General features: G+C 64.2%; 21 protein-coding genes. 6 read left to right on the plus strand and 15 right to left on the minus strand.

What is annotated here, in order from left to right; translation table 11 throughout:
• Window positions 1–50 precede the first annotated feature (50 nt).
• From ACVJNE_RS13625 to ACVJNE_RS13650, 6 genes are all read right to left on the minus strand, one after another.
• The gene (locus ACVJNE_RS13625; protein WP_499566323.1) at window positions 51–1,346 is read right to left on the minus strand and encodes an ABC transporter substrate-binding protein; all 1,296 of its coding nucleotides are present in this window, start codon (window positions 1,344–1,346) and stop codon (window positions 51–53) included.
• A 26-nt stretch (window positions 1,347–1,372) separates the two neighbouring features.
• On the minus strand, window positions 1,373–2,206 hold the full coding sequence (locus ACVJNE_RS13630) for a carbohydrate ABC transporter permease (protein ID WP_499566325.1): 834 nt from the start codon (window positions 2,204–2,206) through the stop codon (window positions 1,373–1,375).
• The gene (locus ACVJNE_RS13635; RefSeq protein ID WP_499566327.1) at window positions 2,193–3,071 is read right to left on the minus strand and encodes a carbohydrate ABC transporter permease; all 879 of its coding nucleotides are present in this window, start codon (window positions 3,069–3,071) and stop codon (window positions 2,193–2,195) included. Before ACVJNE_RS13635 ends, ACVJNE_RS13630 begins: the two co-directional genes overlap by 14 nt.
• Window positions 3,072–3,107: 36 nt before the next feature.
• Entirely contained in the window at window positions 3,108–4,202 is a 1,095-nt protein-coding gene (locus tag ACVJNE_RS13640; protein WP_499566329.1) for a LacI family DNA-binding transcriptional regulator, read from the minus strand.
• A 105-nt stretch (window positions 4,203–4,307) separates the two neighbouring features.
• Window positions 4,308–5,297 (minus strand): sugar-binding transcriptional regulator, encoded by a 990-nt coding sequence (locus tag ACVJNE_RS13645; RefSeq protein ID WP_499566331.1) that lies wholly within the window; start codon window positions 5,295–5,297, stop codon window positions 4,308–4,310.
• 86 nt (window positions 5,298–5,383) lie between these two features.
• Window positions 5,384–6,415: a sn-glycerol-3-phosphate import ATP-binding protein UgpC gene (locus tag ACVJNE_RS13650; protein ID WP_499566333.1), complete on the minus strand. Its 1,032-nt coding sequence runs from the start codon at window positions 6,413–6,415 to the stop codon at window positions 5,384–5,386.
• 155 nt (window positions 6,416–6,570) lie between these two features.
• Here ACVJNE_RS13650 and ACVJNE_RS13655 point away from each other — a divergent pair, with 155 nt between their 5' ends.
• The 6 genes from ACVJNE_RS13655 (at window position 6,571) to ACVJNE_RS13680 (ending at window position 12,299) form a co-directional block, all read left to right on the plus strand.
• A complete protein-coding gene (locus ACVJNE_RS13655) occupies window positions 6,571–7,923 on the plus strand; it encodes an extracellular solute-binding protein (protein WP_499566335.1) in 1,353 nt (450 codons plus the stop codon).
• The gene (locus tag ACVJNE_RS13660; protein WP_499566337.1) at window positions 7,910–8,902 is read left to right on the plus strand and encodes an ABC transporter permease subunit; all 993 of its coding nucleotides are present in this window, start codon (window positions 7,910–7,912) and stop codon (window positions 8,900–8,902) included. Before ACVJNE_RS13655 ends, ACVJNE_RS13660 begins: the two co-directional genes overlap by 14 nt.
• Window positions 8,903–8,904: 2 nt before the next feature.
• Window positions 8,905–9,825 carry an ABC transporter permease subunit gene (locus ACVJNE_RS13665; protein WP_499566339.1) on the plus strand — a complete coding sequence of 307 codons (921 nt, stop codon included), beginning with the start codon at window positions 8,905–8,907 and terminating at the stop codon, window positions 9,823–9,825.
• Window positions 9,826–9,853: 28 nt separating this feature from the next.
• Window positions 9,854–10,582 carry a glycerophosphodiester phosphodiesterase family protein gene (locus ACVJNE_RS13670; protein WP_499566341.1) on the plus strand — a complete coding sequence of 243 codons (729 nt, stop codon included), beginning with the start codon at window positions 9,854–9,856 and terminating at the stop codon, window positions 10,580–10,582.
• A gap of 13 nt (window positions 10,583–10,595) precedes the next feature.
• Window positions 10,596–11,327, plus strand: a complete 732-nt coding sequence (locus ACVJNE_RS13675) for an HAD family hydrolase (RefSeq protein ID WP_499566343.1) — start codon at window positions 10,596–10,598, stop codon at window positions 11,325–11,327.
• A gap of 153 nt (window positions 11,328–11,480) precedes the next feature.
• Window positions 11,481–12,299: an IclR family transcriptional regulator gene (locus ACVJNE_RS13680; protein WP_499566345.1), complete on the plus strand. Its 819-nt coding sequence runs from the start codon at window positions 11,481–11,483 to the stop codon at window positions 12,297–12,299.
• Here the strand turns inward: ACVJNE_RS13680 and ACVJNE_RS13685 are convergent.
• From ACVJNE_RS13685 to ACVJNE_RS13725, 9 genes are read right to left on the minus strand one after another with little or no spacing between them, the layout of a single operon-like run.
• Entirely contained in the window at window positions 12,290–12,889 is a 600-nt protein-coding gene (locus tag ACVJNE_RS13685) for a pentapeptide repeat-containing protein (RefSeq protein ID WP_499566347.1), read from the minus strand. The two genes, ACVJNE_RS13680 and ACVJNE_RS13685, sit on opposite strands and share 10 nt — an antisense overlap.
• A gap of 1 nt (window position 12,890) precedes the next feature.
• A complete protein-coding gene (locus ACVJNE_RS13690; RefSeq protein WP_499566349.1) occupies window positions 12,891–13,358 on the minus strand; it encodes a flavodoxin domain-containing protein in 468 nt (155 codons plus the stop codon).
• Window positions 13,355–14,605: an FAD-dependent oxidoreductase gene (locus tag ACVJNE_RS13695; protein ID WP_499566351.1), complete on the minus strand. Its 1,251-nt coding sequence runs from the start codon at window positions 14,603–14,605 to the stop codon at window positions 13,355–13,357. Before ACVJNE_RS13695 ends, ACVJNE_RS13690 begins: the two co-directional genes overlap by 4 nt.
• Window positions 14,602–16,095 (minus strand): aldehyde dehydrogenase, encoded by a 1,494-nt coding sequence (locus ACVJNE_RS13700; RefSeq protein WP_499566353.1) that lies wholly within the window; start codon window positions 16,093–16,095, stop codon window positions 14,602–14,604. The genes ACVJNE_RS13695 and ACVJNE_RS13700 overlap by 4 nt, the downstream gene beginning before the upstream one ends.
• A 13-nt stretch (window positions 16,096–16,108) precedes the next feature.
• On the minus strand, window positions 16,109–16,933 hold the full coding sequence (locus ACVJNE_RS13705; RefSeq protein ID WP_499566355.1) for an aspartate dehydrogenase: 825 nt from the start codon (window positions 16,931–16,933) through the stop codon (window positions 16,109–16,111).
• A gap of 4 nt (window positions 16,934–16,937) precedes the next feature.
• The gene (locus tag ACVJNE_RS13710; protein ID WP_499566357.1) at window positions 16,938–18,611 is read right to left on the minus strand and encodes a thiamine pyrophosphate-binding protein; all 1,674 of its coding nucleotides are present in this window, start codon (window positions 18,609–18,611) and stop codon (window positions 16,938–16,940) included.
• 10 nt (window positions 18,612–18,621) lie between these two features.
• Window positions 18,622–19,410: an SDR family oxidoreductase gene (locus ACVJNE_RS13715; protein WP_499566359.1), complete on the minus strand. Its 789-nt coding sequence runs from the start codon at window positions 19,408–19,410 to the stop codon at window positions 18,622–18,624.
• Window positions 19,410–20,336: a VOC family protein gene (locus ACVJNE_RS13720; protein WP_499566361.1), complete on the minus strand. Its 927-nt coding sequence runs from the start codon at window positions 20,334–20,336 to the stop codon at window positions 19,410–19,412. The genes ACVJNE_RS13715 and ACVJNE_RS13720 overlap by 1 nt, the downstream gene beginning before the upstream one ends.
• Window positions 20,337–20,355: 19 nt before the next feature.
• Window positions 20,356–21,165, minus strand: a complete 810-nt coding sequence (locus ACVJNE_RS13725) for an alpha/beta fold hydrolase (protein WP_499566363.1) — start codon at window positions 21,163–21,165, stop codon at window positions 20,356–20,358.
• Between the last annotated feature and the right edge of the window lie 9 nt (window positions 21,166–21,174).

The raw sequence follows: 21,174 nt of genomic DNA on the forward strand, positions 1-21,174 counted from the left end.
AAAGGGTTCGTGGCCGCCGGGCCGAAGCCCGGCAGCATCTATCGTTCCGGTCAGGCCGGCATGAGCGGCGTCACGCGCTCGACGATCGCGTCCACCGCCTCGGCGACCGGCTTGCGGCCGAGAACGGCAAGCTGCACCTCTTCGAGCATGATGCCCTGGGCGCGAGCCGCTTCCGGGAACGGCGGGAACGCGCCGCTCGCATTGGCCAGCACCGCGGCCTCGACCTCGGCGAGCGGGTTCTTGGCGACAAGATCCGGTTCCGCATAGGTCGAGACCCGAACCGGACCGTTGCCGTTGAGCGCCATGCCGAGCGTCGCCCGCTTGCTGGACACATCCTTGATGAAGCTCCAGGCCAGGTCCTTGTCGGCAGCGTTCTTGGGAATGACCATGGCCCACGCCTCGACGATGGACGACATCGGCATCTTGCCCTTCAGCTCGGCGGAAATCGGGAACTCGACGGCCTTGATCTTGCCGGGATACTTACTTTGCTCCGGGTTGTTGAGCTGGGCATTGCGGGCGAACGGCAGCACGGTAAAGGCGGCGCGGCCCTGCTGGAGCCAGGTCACCTGATCGTCGTTGCGGGTGGTGGCGTAGCTGCGCGGCAAGGCTCCGGCCTCGAACATTTCCCGGAGAACCGTGAGGCCCTTCACCATGGCGTCCTTGTCCGGCATGAGCTGAAAGTCGCCGGTGATGAAGTCGCCGCCGAAAGCGCGGGCGAACATCACCGGGAAGACCGCGAGGTCGCTCGCAAGCACCATACCGACCACCGGCGTGCCCGCCGACGATGTAAAGGTGAGGTTGCGGGCCTGCTCGACCAGTTCCTCCAGCGTCGTGGGCGGCGCGTCGATGCCGGCTTCCTGCAAAAGCTCTTCATTGTAGAACAGGCCCTGCGTGGCATGGCGGACGGGAATGCCGATCAGCTTGCCGTCGACCGTCATGCCGTCGACGAGGCCAGGCGCAATGTCCTGGAAGTCTTCGATGGGATCGCTGGCGAGATAGTCGTCCAGCGGCTCAAACAGTGCCGCGATCTCGGACGTGGGCCGGTTGTCGATCATGTAGCCGACGCTGTAGTCGGTCGAACCGAGGCTTGCCTCACGGAAGAGGCGATCCTGAAGCGGGTTGGAATCGAAGGTCGTCCAGGAAACCTCGGCATCGTTCGATGCCTTCCAGTCGGCGAGCAGGTCGCCGCCCTCGGCACCGAGCACCGTCTGGTGAACCTTGTGGCTGAGTACGTTCAGTGTCTTGGACGCGGCCCACGAAGGCTGCGTGGCAAGTGCTGCGATGCCGCCCAGGGCGGTACCCAGAAAACCCCTGCGGGACAGGGCGATGATGTTGCGATCGTTCATTTCAAACCTCCCTTTTTTACGCTGACTTACCCCTTGGTCGCGCCGGCGGTGAGACCGGCGACGAGATAGCGATTCATGAAGACGACGAAGAGCAGGACCGGCGCCAACTGCACCGTCGAGGCGGCGAACAGGATGCCCCAGTCGACACCATCGATCGAACCGATCATCTCCGAGATGACGAGCGGCGCGGTCTTGGCGCGGGTCGACGTGAAGATGAAAGCAAAGAGATATTCGTTCCACGCAAACACGACGACGAAGACGGCAACGGCAAGGATGCCGGGCGCGGCCAGCGGCACGATTACCCGACGCAGCACGGTCAGGCGTCCGGCGCCGTCTATTTCGGCAGCCTCGTCAAGTTCGCGCGGGATCTGGTCGATGAAGGTCCGCATCAGGACCGTGCCAAGCGAGACGAAGAAGGTGGCGTAAAGCACCATCATGACCGCATGCGTGTCGTTGAGCCCCAGCACATTGACGATTGGGAACAGCGGCAGCGTGACCACGATGGGCGGGATCAGCCGCACGACGATCAGGAACAGGACGCTGGCGTCCAGCATGCGGCTGCTGTTGCGGGAATAGACGTAGCCCGCAAAGGTGCTGCCCGCGATGGCGATCACCGTCGCGCCTGCGGTGATGATCGTGCTGTTGAGGAGGCCGTCGAAGAAGGCTCCCCACTGCTGCCACAGCGAGACGTAGTGCTCGAACGTTGGTTCGAAAACATAGCGCGGCGGCACGGCGAAGATGTCCTGCCCGGGCTTGAGCGACGACATCACGATGAATGCGATCGGGAACAGTGACCAGAACAGCATCGCGGCGACGGCGACCGTCTTGCCGATGGCGGCGAGGAGGTTACGCGTTCGCATTTGCGGACACCTGTCTGCGGAGGATGAACACGTAGCCTGCGCCGAGCAGCAGCGAGGCAAGCACCATGATCCACGCCGTGGCGGCGGCGGTGCCGAACGCGTTGTAGCTGAACGCCTCCTGGTAGAGATAAACCGCGACCACCTCGGTGGACCGCGCCGGCCCGCCCTGGGTCAGCAGCCACACTTCGGAAAAGAGGCGGAACGCGAAGATGTAGCGGAACAGCAGCGCCACGACGATCGCCGGGCCAAGCAGCGGCAGCGTGACCCGCTTGAACGCCTGCCATGCGGTAGCGCCATCGATTCGGGCCGCCTCATAGAGGTCGCTGGGGATCGCCAGCCGCGCTGCATAGAGGATGATGAAGGTGAAAGGCAGATGCAGCCAGATCGTCAGCAGCGCGATCAGGATCATGGCGTGCGACGGCTCGAAGGACCAGTCGAGGATCGGCAGCCTCATGGACTGCAGCATCAGCGTCACAGGCCCGACATCGGGATCGAACAGGAAGCGCCACATGACAACGGCGATCACCTCGCTGACGGCATAGGGCGCCAGCACGGCAACCAGAAGGAAACGGCGGAACGGCAGCCCTCCAGCGAACAGCAGCGCCATGCCAAGCCCCAGCGCCAGTTCGATGTGGACCGCAACCACCACAAGCACAACGGTGTTCCAGAGCGCGCTCCGGAAAGCGGGATCGGTGATGACGTCGATATAGTTCTGCAGACCGACGAAGGTCGGCGCCTGCCCGAAGCTCGACTCGTTCAGGCTCAGCCAGACGACATAGAGCGACGGCAGCACGATCACGCTCAAAATGAGAACGTGAACCGGCGCCAGGAGCGGCGCGATGCCGATGATGCTTCTTGAACGCAAAAGGTCCTCCCGACCGCAACGCGGACTCGTACTTTCCTAGGCCGGCTCCTGGCCTGCTGAATGACGTTGCCCGGCGCCCCGCTCCTCCGCGGGTTCGCCCGATGCATTACGACGGGGCTGCCCGATCACGGGCCGGACCGAATCCCGCACCTGCAGCGTGGTCGACAGCGAGACGTGACATGGCGGCGTATCGTCGCCGGACATGCGCAGCGTCAGGCGCTCCCACAGCAGCCTGCCCATCTCCTCGATGGGCTGGCGAATTGCCGTCAGCGCCGTCTTGCGTGCGCTCATCCAGGGATAGTCGTCGAAGCCGATCACCGACACGGCCTCCGGGATGTCGATACGGTGCCGCGCCAGCGCCGAGAGAGCACTGAGCGTGGTGACGTTGGTAAGCCCAATGACCGAGAAGGGTGCGGGATTGCCGGCAAGAAACGAGGAGAACCTATCAGCGCCGCGCTCGCCGTTCGAGCCGAGCTCCACGACCACCGGCTCAGTGCCAACCGCTGCGATAAGCGTCTCAGCGACGCCGCGCACACGCTCGCGGATCGGCGATATGCCCAGGTCCGACGCAGCAACGACGACCTTGTGATGGCCGAGTTCTACAAGATGCCTGGCGGCGATTGCGCCGGCTTCGAAATTGTCGATCGCCACCGTATCCACGAAAGAGCCTTCAGGCCCTACACGGTCGGCGAATACCATTGGAAGACGTCCGGCTTCCGACTCCAGAAGTTCGGGCACGGCATCCGAACACGGCACCGCGATCAGGCCCGAAGGGCGCCAGCCCAGCAAGGCCCTGATGCGCGACTGCTCGAGGTCCGCGTCATCGCGGGAGCTGGCCACGATGACATCGTAGCCGTCCTCCATGGCAAGCACCTCGATCCGCGAGACGAGGGAGGTGAAGAAGGTGTCATCGAGATCGGGAACCAGCACGCCAATGACGCGAGCCTGGCCGGAGCGGAGCTGCGAGGCGGCCCGGTCCATCTGGTAGGACAGATCGCTCGCCGCCTTTTCCACGCGGCGGCGCAGATCGTCGGTCACCGGTTTCGTGCCGCTGAAGACATTTGACACCGTGGCAATGGAAACCCCTGCCCGGGCGGCGACGTCCTTGATCGTGACTCTCCTGCGTTCCATAGAGCGCGAGCAACCTGTTAAACGTTTTACTGTTAAACGTTTAACAGGCGATAATCCGAAGAGCAAGTCCCTACCCGCTGGAAATTTCCGTTTGGAAGGACGGCGTCAGTCGCCCTCTTGCGCCCGCCACTTAGCGGCTAGGTCGGCGGCCGCGCGTGCCGTGTCCTCATCACAGACAAGCACATTGCAGAGGCCGGAACGCAGCGCCGCCGCGATGGCGCCGACCTTGTTCAGACCGCCGGAGCTGAGGACGACGTTGGGCACGTCGCGCAAGGCTTCGAGCGGCAGGGCGATGGCACGACGGTTGATCTCGTGGTCGACCGGCTTGCCGGCGCTGTTGATGAATTGGCCAAGCAGGTCGCCCTGCGCGCCTGCCGCCTGCAGGCCGTCGATGTCGACATCGCTCGGCATACCGTAGCGCATAAGAAGGGAGCGCTCGGAAAGGTCGCCTGCACTCAGGATGATCATGTCGTTGGCCGCGATGCGTTCGAACGCGCTCCGGAACACGTCCTGCGTCATGATCGCGTCGCGCGATTCGGGACTGCCGGCATAGATCGGGGCGGCGAGGTATGCGCATGTGGCGCTGAGCTGTCGCGCGAAATCGCTGGCGATGTCGAAGGTGTTGATTTCGATGCCCCGCGTCAGCCCCCCCATGACCGAGTTGACGCACAATTCGGGCCGGCGCATCGCCGGCATATGCCGAACCAGCTCACGCAAGGTGGCGCCCCACCCCACGCCGATGCCGCTCATCTTGCCGGCGGCGAGAAGCTGGGTGACATAGTCGGCAGCGGCCTGGCCGAGCAGTACTGGCACGAGTTCCGGATCGTTCGGCGTTGGAACGATAATCGCGCGGTGGAGACCGAAGTTCTCGGCAAGGTGCTGCTCCAGTTCCACGCAGGAGGTCAGCCTGGAGTTGAGCTTGATGGTGACCAAGCCCGTGCGCCGGGCATCGCTGATGATCCGGTTGACCCTCAGCCGGTTGGTCGACAGCGCTTCGGCGATCTCGCCCTGGGTGCGCCCTTCCATGAAATACATCCAGACGACCCGAACATTCATCTGCTCTTCTGGCGTCGGCGCGGGCTGGTCTGCAAGCATTCCTGCACTTTCTCGATTGACTCCCGGTATAGGACTTCACGCGGGACGCTTGTCAATTCCAGCCTCCCGCGAAAGCCGCCTTCCCGTCAGTCGGTTCGCCGCCCGGTGGATTTGTCGAAACAATGCAGCTCGGTGCGGTCGACATGCCAGGTCACACGGTCGCCTTCCGCGACCCCGGCCTTGCCAGGAACGGATGCGATCAGCGCCTGTCCGCCATCCAGCATCAAGTGCACGTGGCTCTCGCCACCGATGGGTTCGATAAGTTCGACCACACCGGTGAACCGGATGGCGCCCTTCGTCGGCGTCGTGCGAACCGCATTCGGCCGCACGCCGACGACGCCGGTCTGCGGCGGCAGTGTGCCCCACTCCACACCGCCAGCCTGCCCGATGTCGATCAGGTTCATCGGCGGCGAGCCGATGAAGCCGGCGACAAAGAGCGTCTGCGGTCGCTCGTAAACCTCTATCGGCGTGCCGATCTGCTCGATGCGCCCACCATTCATGACGACGAGGCGGTCGGCCAGCGTCATCGCCTCGAGCTGGTCGTGCGTGACATAGATGCTGGTCGTGCCGAGCCGCTTCTGCAGCTTGCGGATCTCGACACGCATCTGCACCCGGAGCTTGGCGTCGAGGTTGGAGAGCGGTTCGTCGAAGAGGAAGGCTGCGGGGTTGCGGACGATCGCCCGGCCCATCGCGACGCGCTGGCGCTGGCCGCCCGAAAGCTGCCGTGGCCGGCGTTCCAGATAGGGTTCGATCTCAAGGATCGATGCCGCTTCGGCGACGCGGCGTTCGATGTCCTGACGGGGAAAGCCCCGGTTCTTCAGGCCATATTCCAGATTCTGCCGCACCGACATGTGCGGGTAGAGCGCGTAGTTCTGGAACACCATGGCAATGTCACGGTCGGCCGGTTCCACCGAGCCAACGTCCCTGCCCGCGATTCGCAAATGTCCGGACGTGACCGACTCGAGGCCCGCGATCATGCGCAGCAGGGTGGATTTTCCACAGCCCGACGGCCCGACCAGCACGATCATTTCGCCATCTGAGACGGAAAGGTCGATGCCCTTTACCGCCGGAACGGTCCCGTAGTTCTTCTTCAGATCCACCAGTTCGATAGCAGCCATGAGCTCCTCCTAACACTGCGTCATACATTTGTAACATGATATTGACATTTGTAATCCGTGGGCGCTAGCTTCTTTTTGTCGCCGCCGTGGAAGCGGCCCACCCGTGTGCTGGAAAGACACGGGCAAGGAATACGGCGATGCGAGAGGAGACACAGATGACAATCGATTTTGGTATCAGGAATGCGCCGCGCAAATTCGCGAAGACGCTGGCGGCCGGTATTGCACTCGGCATGCTAGCATTGCCCGGCGCAGCAGCCGCGCAGGAGCGCGTCAAGGTGGAATGGTGGCACGCGCTCGGCGGCCGTCTCGGAGAGGTAGTCGACAAGCTCGTCACGGATTTCAACGGTTCGCAGGACCAGTACGAAGTGGTTGCGGTCCACAAGGGCAACTACGAAGAGAACATGGCCGCGATGGTCGCGGCCTATCGCGTCGGCCAACAGCCGACGATCATCCAGGCAGCCGAACGCGGCTTCATGACGATGCTGAATTCGAGCGCCGTCGTTCCGGTGCCGACGCTGATGGAAGAGCAAGGCCACGACGTCGACTGGAACGACTTCATCGCGCCGGTCTCGGGCTTCTTCCTCGTCGACGGCGTTCCGGCCGCCCTGCCCTTCAACAGCTCGACCCCGATCTTCTGGTACAATCGGGACATGTTCAAGAAAGCCGGCTTCGACGCGCCCGGCGAGACCTGGCAGGAAGTCGAAAAGCAGCTCTACGCCATCAAGGAGCAGGGCGTCAGCGAATGCTCTATGGCGCTGGCCAACGACTTCTTCTGGAGCCTGATCGAGAACTACGCCGCCCTGCACGACCAGCCCTACGGCACGCTCGCCAACGGCTTCGACGGACTTGGCACGGAGTTCGTGTTCAACAAGAGCCCGCTGGTCGTGGGCCAACTCGAGCGGCTGTCGAAGTGGATGGACGACGAGGTGCTCCAGATCGCGGGCCAGGGCCTGTCGCCGGAGCAGCTCTTCACCTCAGGCACCTGCGCGACCTACGTCGCCTCGACCGCAGCGCATGCGGGCATCGGTTCGGGCGCGCAGTTCGACTGGAGCGCGACCTTCCTGCCGCATGAGGAGGGTGTGGAACCGAAGAACAGCACGATCGGCGGCGGTGCGCTGTGGGTGCTGCAGGGCAAGAGCGACGAGGAATATGCAGGTGCAGCAGCCTTCATCGACTTCGTCGCCTCGCCCGAAACGCAGGTGTGGTGGAGCAAGCAGACCGGGTATGTTCCCGTGACCACGACAGCCTATGACGCCCTGAAGTCGGAGGGTTACTTCAAGGAAAACCCGACCCGCGAGATCGCCATCCTGCAACTCAGCCGCGGCGAGCCGACCGAGAATTCGCGCGGCTTCCGTTTCGGCAACCACAACCAGTCCATGCAGCTTCTCGTCGAGGAGATCCAGGGCGTGTGGACCGGTCAGAAGACCCCGCAGGAAGCACTCGACAACGCCGCACGCCGCGGCAATGAGATCCTGCGCCAGTATGAGAGGCTCCATGCCTCGCAGTAACGCGACAGCGGGCATCGGGGGCGCGGATACGCGCCCCCCACTCGCGATCGGCATCGCGCTCAGCCGCTTGCTGCCGAAGACCTCGGAAGCCGGGCTCAAGACCGCGCATTTCAGCAAGCCGGGCCTAGCGGCGGCGCTGCTCGCCCCTCAACTGCTGATCCTGCTCTTTTTCTTCTTCATTCCTTCCTACAAGGCGCTGTCGCTTGCCTTCGTGCAGGTCGATCCGTTCGGTGCACGGGAAATCTTCGTCGGGTTCGCCAATTTCGCGCAACTTCTGGGAAGCCCGGACTACAGGCAAAGCGTGTTCTTCACGCTCTGGTTCACGGTGATCCAGGCCGTTGTGACCATCGCTCTGGCACTGATCTTTGCATTCGCCACCGATTTCGTGATCCGAGGCCGCGGCCTCTACAAGAGCGTCATCCTGATGCCTTATGCGATTGCGCCCGTGATCTCCGGCGTTCTGTGGGCGTTCCTGTTCAACCCGGCGGTCGGTCCTCTGGCGCAGTTCATCCAGTCGCTCGGTATTCCGTGGGATCCGAACCGCCGCCCGTTCGACGCGCAGCTTCTCGTGATCGTCGCGTCGGTGTGGAAGCACATCTGCTACGACTACATCTTCCTCGTCGCCGCTTTGCTCGCCGTGCCGCAGTCGCTGCTGGAAGCTGCAAAGCTCGACGGCGCGCGACCGGTCAGGCGCTTCTTCACGATTTCACTGCCGCTGGTGACGCCGACCATCTTCTTCCTGATGGTCATGAACGTCGTCTACGGGCTGTTCGAGACCTTCGGCATCATCGACGCGGTGACACGTGGCGGTCCGGCGGGTGCGACCAACACACTCGTCTACAAGGTCTACCAGGATGGTTTCGTCCAGCTCAATCTCGGGTCCTCGGCTGCCCAGTCGGTGATCCTGATGATCATTGCGATCCTCTTCACCGTCCTCCAGTTCCGCGCGCTCGAGCGCCGGGTCAACTATCAGGTGTAACCATGATCGAGCGCAATCTCGGGCTTACGATCTTCTGCCACGCCGTGCTGCTGCTCGGCGCGGCGGCCGTATGCCTGCCGCTTTACTTCGCCTTCGTCGCCGGCTCTTTGACATTGCAGGAAGTGCAGCAGACGCCATTTCCCTGGGTGCCGGGCACGCACTTCCTCGACAACATCGCCACGGCCTGGAACCAGGGTAATTTCTCGCGGCTCTACATTAACTCCCTGATCGTGACCGTCGGCATCGTTGTCGGCAAACTCACGATCTCGCTGATCGCGGCATTCGCGATCACCTATTTCCGGTTTCCCTTCAGGATGACTGCGTTCTGGCTCATCTTCGTCTCGCTGATGTTGCCGGTCGAGGTGCGCATCATACCGACCTACGAGGCGGTAGCCGACGCAGCAGGGCCGCTACGCTGGTTCGCCGACATCACCGGTATCTCATGGCTTGTCGGCAGCGTCACCGGCTACCAGCTCGAGGCGGCGCTGCAATGGAACATGGTCAACACCTATAGCGGCCTGATCCTGCCTTTGATCGCATCCGCATCGGCGACCTTTCTGTTTCGCCAGCTCTTCCTGACGGTGCCGGAGGAGCTGTGCGAGGCAGCGAGGCTGGATGGCGCTGGGCCAGTGAAGTTCTTCCTCGATATCCTGCTGCCTCTATCGCGCGCCAACATTGCCGCGCTGTCGATCATCCTCTTCATCTACGGCTGGAACCAGTATCTCTGGCCGCTCCTCTTCACCACCGATGCCGAGATGCAGACGGCGATCCTGGGCCTGAAGCATCTGGTTCCAGTCTCGGATGCTGAACCGGCCTGGAACATAGCCATGAGCGCGGCCTTCTTCGTCATGCTGCCGCCAGCCGTCATCATCCTGCTGATGCAGCGCTGGTTCACGAAGGGCCTAGTCGATTCAGGCAAGTGACATCCCCCAACAAAGGAAATTGACGCATATGGTCTCCATCATCGGTCACCGCGGTGGCCGCAATCTCTGGCCTGAAAACAGCATCGAAGGCTTCCGCAAACTGCTGGAACTGCCCGTCGAAGGTGTCGAGTTCGACGTCCATCTGACGAAGGCGGGCGAGATGCTTGTGATCCACGATCCGACACTCGACCGGACGACGGAACGAAGCGGAGCGGTCGCCGAGCTCAGCCTTGGCGAAAATCACAAGGTCAGGCTGAAGGACAGTAGTGGCACGATACCGACGCTGGACGAAGTCCTCGATGTGTTCGCCGGCAGCGCGATCGAACTGCATGTGGAGTTGAAGGCCGACCACGAGCGAAAGCCCTATCCCAACCTTGAGGCCAAGGCGGCGGCGTTGCTCGATGATCGCGGCATGGCTGCCCGCTCGATCCTGACGAGCTTCCTGCCCGAAGTGCTGGCGACGATCCGCGAGGTTTCACCACATATCCGAACGCTTTCGTCGTTCGACACGAAGTCCGCAGAGCGCTACGGCCTGAAGGATGGGCTTCGTCGAATGCTCGATCTCTCCGACGTAATCGCTATCGAAAGGCACGTCCTCGATCAGAACTGGGACACGATCACCGATCTGGTGCCGGGCGACAGGCTCGGCGCCTGGGTGCCGAACGACAAAGCCGACATCGCCTACTGGCTCGGAAAGCCGATCCGCCAGATCACCACCGACCGCCCCGATCTGGCCGTCGCCCTGCGCGGAGCATAAAGACTTGCAAAACATGCCACTTCAGACTGCCGCCATTGTGGCGGAACGCGACCCGCTGCAGAACATCGCCCTCGTCATCTTCGACTGCGACGGCGTGCTGATCGACAGCGAGCCCATCGCAAGCAGCACGCTTGCGGAAAGCCTGCGCGGCGCAGGCGTCGACATCTCGGCTTCGGAATCGCACGTCAAATTCACCGGCAATTCGGTCTCGACTATCCGGCGCATGATCGAGGACGATTACGGCATCACCGATATCGAGCCGCTGATGTCGTCGTGGCACGAGACGCTGTTTCGGACCTTCGGAGAAAGTCTGACGGCGATGCCGGGCATCCTGCAGGTGGTGAGCGACCTTCAACGGCCGAAATGCGTGGCATCCAACAGCAGCATGCGCCGGCTGGAACAGAGCCTCGGCCATCTGGAACTGTGGGATCATTTCAAGCCAGCGATCTTCAGCGCCGAAGCGGTGGCAAGACCGAAGCCCGCGCCCGACCTGATGCTGCACTGTGCGCAGGAGTTCAACGTCGATCCGTCGCTTTGCGTGATGATTGACGACAGCCCCCATGGCGTCGAGGCGGCGGTCGCCGCCGGCATGATCGCGATCGGCTTCGTCGATCCCGCCGACCCACGGCCGGAGCGTGCGAGCGTTCTGCGCGCGGCGGGTGCGGACGCGGTTGCCGAAGGCGCCGGCGAATTGCTGGCTGCGTTGAAAGCGGCGAACGCGCTATTGGCCACCCGCGGATCGTGAGCGGACGACAATAGCGACGTTGGTAGGGATAGGCCGAAGTCCCTGACCGCGTTAAGTTCGCGGGCGGGGACAGGAGAGGCCCCGCCTATCAATCCCTTGACTGTTCATATATGACTAAACTGCGCATATATGTGCAGCAGTCTAGGGATCGACATGACAGAAACGGAACAGCAGGAAGCGGGGCGGTCGCTCTACGTCGTCCCGCCGGTGACGAGGGCGATTGCGCTCCTGCGCTACATCGCGGCAGGCAATCGCTGCCGTAATACCAGCAGCGCCGCAAAGGCGCTGAACATCAACCGCACCACGCTCATTCGCCTGCTTTCGACGTTGGAGGTAGAGGGCATTCTCGAGCCGCTGCCCGACGATGGCGGCTATCGCCTCGGTACCGGACTGATCGCGCTCGCGTCCGAAGCCCTCAACGAGCGCAGCATCCTGCAGGTCGCGCGGCCTTTCCTGAAACAGCTCGTCGATTCGCTCAACCTTTCGGCCCATCTCGGCGTGCTGGAAGGCCGGGAGATCGTTTATCTCGCCCGCGAGACACCAAACTCGCACCTCGCCAGCACGGTGCGGGAAGGAACGCGCCTGCCGGCGCACGCCACGACGATCGGACGCATCCTGCTCGCCGAATTGTCGCCGGCGGCGTTGAAATCGCTCTATGCCGGGCAGGCCATGGAATCGTTTACGGCGAAGACCCGCACATCGCTCGCCGATCTCGAAGAGCAGCTTCGCACGGACCGTTCGCGCGGCATGGCATGGAGCGTCGCCAACTTCGAACCCGAAATCGGATCGGCCGCCGTCGCCGTCCACGATCATCAGGCCCGCGCCGTCGGTGCGATCAACGTCACCGGCCACGCCAGCGTCTTCGCGGACGACGGTGCGAACGTCGAACGGATCGAGCAGGAATTGAAGGCCGCCGCGCGCAGCATGTCGGAAGCGCTGGGCTATCGCGGCTGGTCCGCCGATCAGATGTAGGTGTAGCCGTAGGACAGGGCGAAGGCGCTTCCCGGCAGCGGTATATTGCCGGCAACCGCGCGGCGCAGCCACAGGCGGCCATGCACCTGCGTGTCGGAGAAGTCGGTGCCTGCCGGCAGTCGGGCGTCCTGGCACCAGAGCCCGCCGAGCCACTCGGCACCGCTGAAGGATGCCCGTCCACTAATCTCGACGCCCTGAAGCGAGAAATTGCCGTAGCAGGAAATGCGCTCGAAGCTGGCGTCGCCCGCAATGCGCGCTTCATCGAGCCGCACGATCCCGCGGAATTCCGCCTCGTCGAAAAGCACCGTTTCGCCGAACTGTGCGCGTTCGAAACGCGCATCGTTGGCGAACACCGCACGCTCGAAAGCCGTCTTGCCGCCGAAGCGCGCTCCGCTGAACCAGCTAACGCCCAGAAAGCGCGCGCCCGTTGCGTCGATACCTTCGGGGAAGGACGCGCCGCTCATATCGAAGCCCGTCAAATCAAGACCGGCAAGGTCAAGCGGGCCTTCGCAGACGACGCCTGTCAAATCAACGCAGTCCCCGTGGTGCCACGGCACCGCGATCAGGTCGCGTATCTCCGCCGGTTTCATCTCAGACGGCCTCGCCGATCTTCTGCTCCGCCAGCGCGACGATACCTGCAGCCCATGGAAACGCCAGATCCTCGGCCATGTCGCTGCCGGAGGCGTCATGCGTGACGCGCTCGCCGACCTGCACCGCACCGTAACTCATAAGCAGTTCCGCCAATCCCTTGCTGCCGAAATTGAACGTCTCTTCATATTCGCTGTCGCCGAGCCCGAAGATCGCGAAATGAATGTCGGACAGGTTGGGGGCTGCAGCCTTCAAGGCTTCGGCGAAGGGCTGGGCGGATGCTGGCAGCTCTCCGTCGCCATAGGTCGAACAGACGATCATGTGGAGACGTCCGGCATCGAATTCGGCTAGGCCGAAATCCGACAGGTTGCGACACTCCACCTCGTGCTCACCTTCCAGTTCGGCCATGATGTCCTCGGCCAGCATCTCGGCATTGCCGGTCTCGGTGCCGTAAAGCAGCATGATCTTCATAGGTCTGGCTCCTTCGTTTGGCGGGCAAGCGCCAGCATGGCTTCGCGCGAGGGAATCTTGACGCGGCAGCGGTCCTGCGGCGGCGATGCCGTCTCGGCCGCATCGATGCGTTTCCAGTCTTCGTAGCAGACGGCTGCCGTCCATTGCGGAAAGGCGTGACGGCCGGGCTTTTCAAGCCCGGTATCCGATACTTCAAGGTCGGCCAGTATGCGCGCCGCAAGAAGCTGCGCATCTGCGCGATTATCGGGGATGGTGCCGCGCGGGCCGCGCCGGAACCATCCGGTCGCATAAAGCCCGTCGGCAAGCACGCCCAGCTCAAGTTCAGCTGCAGAGCCGACCAGCTCGTCGCGCGGCAGGCCTCCTGCCGCCTCGAAGCCGATAGCAGTGATGAATGCGCTGCACGGCAGAGAGACCGTGTCGCCGTCGGCGTTGCGGAAAACTGCCTCGCCGATATGCCCGCGGTCACCTTCCAAACTGACGGGTGTCAGGCCGAAGCGGAAGGTGACGCGACGGCTTCCGGTTTTGTGGCCGTGTATCGCGTCCAGCGCTGCGATCTTCTTCGCGCCTTCCTCATCGTCGCTCACACCGGCGCCGACCACCTCGATCGTGACGCCCTCAAGCTTCGCCAACTCCTTTATCATCACCGCATCGAACTTTGCGTCGGCGGCCGGCGACCGTCCGACGATGTCGATGGCCTCGATCCCCGAGGCTGCCAGCCAGCCGGTCGGCACGGGGCCGAGGTCGGAACCGCCGAGCTCGGCCGGCGTCTTGGCAAGCAGGCGCAGGAGGTCGATGGCGACGTTGCCGTTGCCCATGATCACGACATGCCGCCCGAGTTCGGGCAGTGGCTCGGCATCCGGATGTTCGTAAAGCGCGCGGGTCAGGTGGCCGGCGCGATGAACGCCCTCCAGGTGCTCGCCCGGAATGCCGAGCGCCCGGTCGCCGGACAATCCGGCTGCAAGGACCACGGCGTCGTATGCCTGGCGCAGTTCGTCGAGGCTTACGTCCTCGCCGACAACCACATTACCGATGAAGCCCGCGCCCTGCCGCTCGAACAGGCGCTCGAACTGCCGGATGACGGCCTTTGTGCCCTGATGGTCCGCGGCGACGCCGTAGCGCACCAGCCCGTAGGGCACCGGCAGCCGGTCCAGTATGTCGACGCGCAATTGCGGGTCAGCCTTCAGCAGCGCCTGCGCCAGATAGCACCCGGACGGTCCGGAACCAACGATGGCGACCGCGCGGCTCATGATGCGCGCACCGTCGCCGCAGCCCAGGGGTGCGGCGCACCGAAAAGGTCGGTGTAGAATGACTTCTGCGCCATGTACGCCCTGATCCCGTCGCGCCCCTTCTCACGGCCCATGCCGCTTTCCTTCTCGCCGCCGAAGGGCGTCGAGATCGAGAACTGCTTGTAGGTATTGACCCAGACCGTGCCGGACCGGATGGCATTGCCGACCCGCCAGCTCTTCGGGAAGTCGCGTGTCCAGATACCGCAGGCGAGCCCGTAGTCGTTGTCGTTCGACTGCGCGATCACGTCCGCCTCGTCATCGAACGGCAGCACCACGAGGACCGGCCCGAACACTTCCTCCCTGCAGATGCGCGCGCCGTTATCGACACCGGCAAGGATAGTGGGAAGATAGTAGGCGCCCTTCTCGTATGCCGCGCCTTCGGGCGCGCCACCGCCTGCAAGAAGCTCCGCTCCTTCTTCCCGCGCGCGCCGCACATGGTCGGCGACGCTGTCGCGATGGTCGAAGTGGACCAGCGGCGCGACCTGCGTCTCGGCGTCGAAAGGATGCCCGACCTTGAGCCGCTTCGTCGCTTCCACCAGCCGCTCGACGAACTGCGTGTAGATCGGCCGTTCGACGAACAGCCGGGCACCGGCGATACAGCTCTGCCCGGTCGACGAAAAGATGCCGAACAGCACGCCGGCTAGCGCCTGCTCAATGTCGGCGTCGGCAAAGACGATGGTGGGCGACTTGCCGCCGAGTTCCAGCGACACCGGCATCAGCTTCTGCGCGGCCTTCAGGGCCAGCGCCCGGCCGGTCTCGGTGCCGCCGGTGAAGCTGATCTTCGCTATGTCGGGGTGCTCGACGAGAAGGTTGCCGATCTCGCGACCGGAACCCGGTAGGACGGAGAACAAGCCCTTCGGCAAGCCGGACGCCTCCACGATGCGGGCCAGTTCGAGCGAAACCAGCGGCGACCACGAAGCGGGTTTCAGCAGCACGGCATTGCCTGCGGCAAGCGCTGGCGCGACCTTCTGGGCATCGGATGCGATGGGCGAGTTCCATGGCGTGATCGCGCCCACCAGACCCAATGGCTCGTGCACGGACATGGTCAGGGCGTCGCCGCGCTGCGCCGTCAGCGCTTCGTCCGAGGTTTCGAGCACCGCGCCGAAATAGCGGAAGGTGCCTGCGGCGGAAGCGGCGAGCGCGCTCGTTTCGCGCAAGGTCTTGCCGGTATCGCGGCTCTGGATATGGGCGATGCGCTGCGCATTGGCTTGGATGCCGTCGGCAATCGCATAGAGAAAGCGCGCGCGCTCATGTGGCTTGAGATTGCGCCATGCCGGATCGGCCTGTGCCCGCTTCGCGCGTTCGATCGCGCGCTCGCCGTCTGCAACCGATGCGCCGCGCAAAACCCTGTTGACGCTGCCGTCAGCAGGGAAGATCGAGACGATCTCGGCGCCTGTGCCCTCTTCCCATTCGCCGCCGACGAAAAGCTTGTTCTGCGGTAGTTCTATCATCTCTGGCTCCACCTCAGATCGACACGGGGCCGATGCGGTTGCGGATTTCCCGCAGCACGCTGTAGACCGTGGACACGGACGTCTTGGCGTTGGCCGCGGACGGAAGGTTCTCGATACGCATGGTGTATTTCGCCAGCGGCGAGACGACCGAATATTCATGCACGTTGCCGGGCGCGGCGGGGTCGGCAATCAGTTCGACATGCGTCGCCTCGAACCCTGCGCCCGCGAGGGCCAGCGTTGCGGCGACATTGGCGTTCTTCGGATAGGCCCGAGCCGCCTCGCGCGCCGTGCCGGTGAAGAACGTTTTGGATTCCCGCAACGCGCCGAGATCGATCAGCGCTTCGGCCGGCGTTCCGCTCCAGGCGAGTGGCGGCTTCGAGCCGCGATAGCGCACCTCGATACCACCGGCCTTTCCTATTGCCGCGAGAAGGTCGATGCCGCCGACCGCGCCCGCCGGCAGGATCAATCGTGCCTTGCCTTCGGCCGCAGCGTTGCGCAATTCCTGTTCAAGAGGGGCGTCTGCAAGCGCGCCGATCGAAACGATCACCACGTCTGTTCCCGCCCGAAGCACCGGCGGCACATGCGCCACGACTGCGGCGTGCCCCGCGCATTCGACCACCATGTCCGGCCGGTCTGCGAGCAACGCTTGAACATCGGTGACGACTGCGGTTTCGCGCGCAGAGCCGGCAAACTCGCCAGCCAGCCGCGCTGATGCTTCGTCGGCGGAATCGGGCAGGCACAGCACCGTCAGCCGCTCGAGCGGCGCGTCGTGCATGCCAGCCAACTGGCCGAGCAGTGTGACGGCGATGTTGCCGAAGCCGATCAATCCCAGCCGCATCGGCTCACCCACCGTTGCCGGCCGCGCCGGCGGGAGGCCCGGCGAACGCTTCGTTGAACGGCCCGATCGTGCACATGTCGATCTCGATCAGGCGCGGGCCTTCCGCGGCCAGCGCCTCGTCGAGAAGCGCGGGGAAATCCGCAACGTCGCGCACCAGCGTGTGTGGCATGCCGATCGAGCCGCAGAAGGCAGCAAAGTCGGGGGTCGCCAGCGCCGAATAGTGCCGGCGGCTGCCATATTGCGCATCCTGGATGTTCTGGATCACGCCGTAGGCCTTGTCGTTCATCAGCAGGTACACCAGCGGCGCGTTCTCTTCGACGGCCGTGATCATCTCGGCGAGCCCCAGCATGGTGCCGCCGTCGCCCAGCAGCGTGACCGCCTTCGCCCCCTTCGATCCAAGTGCGGCGCCTACGCCCATGGCCACGCCCTGCCCGATGCCACCGCCCAGCGCATGAACGCCGAGATTGGGTCCTGCGATGCGTACATAGCGATTGCCGAAGGTCGAGTTCGAGATGGTCACGTCGCGCACCCACGGGTGGCCGCCGGCGAAGATGCGGTCAGCCAACGTATCGGCGACGACACGATATGGCCCAAGGACATCGCGCATCCTGCCTTCGGCCTGAGCCCGTGTGCGGGCGATGTCGAAGGACAGATTCGTGTCCGTATCCAGCGTAACGGGCAGTCGTTCGAGCAGGCGCGAAAGCGTGTCGGCGGCGTCGCCGTGCGCGAACACCTCGACGGGATAGTTGCGCCCGCCCTGAGCCGCATCGGCATCGATCTGCACCAGCGGTCGCGGCAGCGACATCTTGTTGTTGCGGGTCTCGTTGCCGCGCAGGCGCGAGCCGACAACGATCATCAGGTCGCAGCTCTTGTACAGCTCGACGGCCTCCGGCGTCATGTTGAAGGCGCCGAGTGTCGCGGGCTCAGCCTCCGAAACGGTAGCGCGGCCGTTGGTCGAAGTGACCACGCCGAAGCCGCGCCGCATCAACTCGGTCGCCTCGCGCGACGCGCCGACGGCGCCGCCGCCAAGCCACAGCAAGGGGCGCCTGGACGCCTTCACCATCTCCGCGATCTCGTCGATGACGGTATCGGATGCTACCGGGCGCGTGGGCTGCGGGCGGTGGATGCGTGCTGTCGAACGGGCGGGCTTGCGCTGCACGTCGACCGGGATTTCCAGGCTTACCGGCCCCGTCGGCGCGGAAAGGGCTGCCGAGACGGCGGCGGTCAGTGCGCCGATGGCACCGTTGGCATCCCACATGCGGAACACCGCCTTGGAGACACCGCGCAGCATTTCGGGCTGGCGCGGCACGTCGTGGATCGCCGCGCGGTCGCGGTCGGCGAATTCGAGATCGACCTGCGTGGTGATATGCAGCACCGGTGAACCGGCGGTCAGTGCCTCGGCCTGTGCGCCGGCCGCGTTGCCGGCAGCCGTGCCGGTCGAGGTCAGGCAGACGCCGAGCTCACCGGAAACGCGCGCATAGGCATCTGCCATGTTCATCGCGCCCGCCTCGCCACGCGACGGCACGAAACGGATGCGGTCCTGGCGGGCGATGGCGTCGAGGATCGGCATGTTGTGGATCGAGATCACCCCGAAAACCGTGGTGACGCCGATCTCGGCGAGATAGCGGGCGATGAAGTCGCCGACCGTCTCCGAAGCTGCAATGGTTTCGAGTTTCATCTCGTATCCTTCAGATATGACGCGCCAGGCCGCCCGAAACCTCGAGGTGAGCGCCTGTGATGTAGCTTGCTCCCGGCGATCCCAGGAATGCGATGGCCGAAGCGGCTTCCGACGGATCGCCGAGGCGGCCGAGCGGAATGCCCTTGTTTCTGGCCAGCGCGCCGTACCATTCGGCCTTGCTCTGGCTCTGGTCCTCGCGCTCGGCAAAGCGACGCAGCCACTGGCCGGAGCCGACCATGCCGATCAGGATCGAGTTGACGCGGATGTCGGGCGCCAGTTCGATCGACAGCGACTTGACCAGGTTCTGCACCCCGGCGCGCGCCGAGGACGTGCAGACCATGTGCGGCTCGGGCTGGTAGGCAAGCAGCGAATTGACGACAACGATCGAGCCCTTCGCCTCACGCAGCATCGGCAGAAAGGCCCGCACGGGATGTATCTGGCTGAACAGCTTCAGCTCGTATTCGGCGCGCCAGTCGTCGTCGGAGGTGGTGGCGAAGGTCGACTGCCGCCCCTGCCCGGCATTGTTGACGAGCAGGTCGCAGCGACCGAAACGCTCCTTTACCTGCGCGGCGAAACCGTTGACGGCGGCGGGGTCGAGCACCGAGAACGCGCTGGAAAGCACATTCTCCTTGCCGAAGTCCCGGACCAGAACCGATGCCACGTCGTTGAGACGGCTTTCGGTGCGGGCGCACAGCGCAACTTTTGCCCCCGACTCCAGCAGCGTCTGAACGGTCGCGAGGCCGATGCCCGACGAACCGCCGGTGACGACGGCCACCTTGCCGGCATAACCATAATCCATCACGCGTCCTCCCTGGCGGGCGCCAGTTCAGGGAAGCCCGGATCAGGCCGCCCCTGCATGACGGCGCGCTGCGCAGGCGTGGGCGGGCCTGCGGTCATCCAGCGGTCCATCGCCTCCGGATTGTCGCGCGGCCATACCTTGGCTTCGTGAGTCGTCTCGTCGATCTGCTGCAGTTCGGAGGTGAACTCGATGACGAAACCTGACGGCGAGACAAAATAGGCAAAGGGGTTGTTGCCCGGTCCGTGGCGGCCCGGCCCCCAGGTTGGTACGTGGCCCTTCTGCTTCATGCGGCCGATACCGCGCATGAACTCGTCGATCGACGGCATCTCGAAGGCGACGTGATTGACGCTGGCATAGTTGCCGCGCACCAGTGCGATCGAGTGATGGTCCGAGTTGCAGCGCAGGAACACCATCTGGTCGGCGGAATAGTCCGACACGCGGAAACCGAGAACGCGGGAGTAGAACTCCTGCACGCCCTCCATGTCGGGTGTGTTGAGCACCACATGGCTGACCTTGCGGGGTTTCGCCCATTCCGGTTCCTCGTCCAGCGACATCGCCTCGGTGCGAAAACGCAGACGCCGGTTGTCAGGGTCGAGCATCTCGAAGCCGTAGCCACCTGCGTAATCGTCGAACGGCGCCGGTTCGCCGAGCACGATGCCGCCGCGCTCGATGATCTGCGCGTGGAGCGCGTGCATGGAGGCGCGATCCGGCATGGCGAAATGCACATATTCGATGCCGAAGACCGGTCCGTCCTTGAGGCCGTAAAGGAACGGCTCGCTGCCGGTGCCGCGCAACAGCGCGATGCCGTCTTCCTTGTAGGCAAGGCTCAGGCCCCACATGTCCTCGTAGAAGGGCAGCGTCTGCGTGATGCCCGGTCCACGCATCATGATGCCTCGAAGACTGCCGACGCGAACGGTCTCTGCCATGTCTCTTCTCCTCCCGGCTCTAGCCGACGGTTTCTGCAAGGGCTGCGAGCGCGCCGGCAAAGGCGGCTGGAGCCTGCTGATAAAGGGCGTGCCCCGCACCCGGAACGATTGTGAGCGCGCCGCGCCACGGATCGCGAAGTGCCGCGTGCGCACGGCGCGCCGAGTCCGGCGGAGTGACGATGTCTTCCGCGCCAACGATCACATCCGTCGGCACCTGCAGCCGCTCGGCATCGTCGATGAGGCGACCCGATGCCAGCATACGCGCGGCCTGCGGGTAGCCGGGCGTAGTAACGCGCGCCATGCCGTCGCGTACGCGGTGGACGATCTCCTGATTGCTCTCCGGCTGGTAGACGAGCCGCGGCGCGCGCAAGGCTGCGAACTGGTCGGGCCCGAGCGTTTCGAGGTCGTCGATACGCGCCTGTGCCGCCGCGCTCAAAGCAGCGCCGCGGGGCACACCATGGCCGAGCGCGGGCGAGCTCAGCAGCAGCCGGGCAACGCGTTCGCGGTGCGTGGCGGCAAACGAGGCAGCCATCAGGCAGCCAAGCGAATGGCCTGCAAGCAGCACGCGTTTCAGGCCCAGGCGGTCGAGAAACGCGCGCAGCGCCTCGGCATAATCGAACGCCAGCGGCCACTCCGTATCGAGGGCGGCTGAACCGCCATAGCCCGGCGCGTTCCACGCGATCACGCGCCAGTCGCCCGGCACGTGGTCGAGCAACGTCGAAAAGGACGCGGCGTTGGAGCCGACGCCATGCAGCATCACGAGGACCGGACCGTTGGCACCCGGCCGTTCCAGATATTCGATGTTGCCGTTGATATGGTGTTCGAACATCACTGCCGC

The organism is Mesorhizobium sp. DxT, from assembly GCF_058448885.1.